The 665-nt window shown below is 45.6% G+C and carries 1 protein-coding gene and 1 pseudogene; both read left to right on the top strand.

Going from position 1 to position 665, the window contains the following annotated elements; all coding sequences use genetic code 11:
- Positions 1-118: 118 nt before the first annotated feature.
- Positions 119-397, top strand: coding sequence for a hypothetical protein (locus tag E5329_RS29265; protein WP_135992590.1), 279 nt, complete (start codon positions 119-121; stop codon positions 395-397).
- 23 nt (positions 398-420) lie between these two features.
- Positions 421-665 (top strand): annotated as a pseudogene (locus E5329_RS29260) (ParM/StbA family protein); the annotation flags it as partial.

Raw genomic sequence — 665 nt, 5'->3', positions numbered from 1 at the left:
GCAGGAATTATAGCAGCAGTTGTGTTTGTACTTGCACTTTCAAGATCAGCAGGGCTGGCAGACAGAAAGATGGAGGAGATTTACATGCTTTCCGCTGTAAGAGAGGCGGGTGGCGTGGATGGGAATTAACGTAAGGGTGCAGGACGCTCCAAAACAAAGCGGAATTATAGCAGCACAGGTAAATTTGGAAAAAGACCTAAGAAGCTGTATGCGCTGCAGGTTCTTTTACGGAAATAACAGCCAGTGTCTCGCTAGGAAGTGTGTCAGGGAGGAAAGCAAGCCTGAAATCACGGAGCAGGACAAGGAAGATATGTGCTTTGGATGTCCGTACAAACAGTCAGAACAGTATTGTTTTCCCCGCATGAGAAAGATTTTAAGGAGAGATAAAGCAACATGAAAAAGATATGGAGGAAGAACAGAATGGAAAAACATATTGAAGTAATCGGGATTGACCACGGCTGGTCGAACATGAAAACAGCCACACAGATTTTTACGACAGGGGTAAAGGAGATCACAACGGAACCCGCATTTTATGATGATGTAGTGGAACTGGACGGAAAGTATTACAAGGTGGGCGGGAAACGTCTTGAGGTCAGGGACACGAAAGTTGAGAATGACAACTTCTATCTGCTTACCCTTGCGGCAGTCGCAAAGGAACTGAACAG

It is taken from the genome of Petralouisia muris (genome assembly GCF_004793545.1).
Classification (GTDB): Bacteria; Bacillota; Clostridia; order Lachnospirales; family Lachnospiraceae; genus Petralouisia; species Petralouisia muris.
The sequence above is the reverse complement of the archived record's forward strand: the minus strand, read 5'-3'. Positions and strand labels throughout refer to the sequence as shown.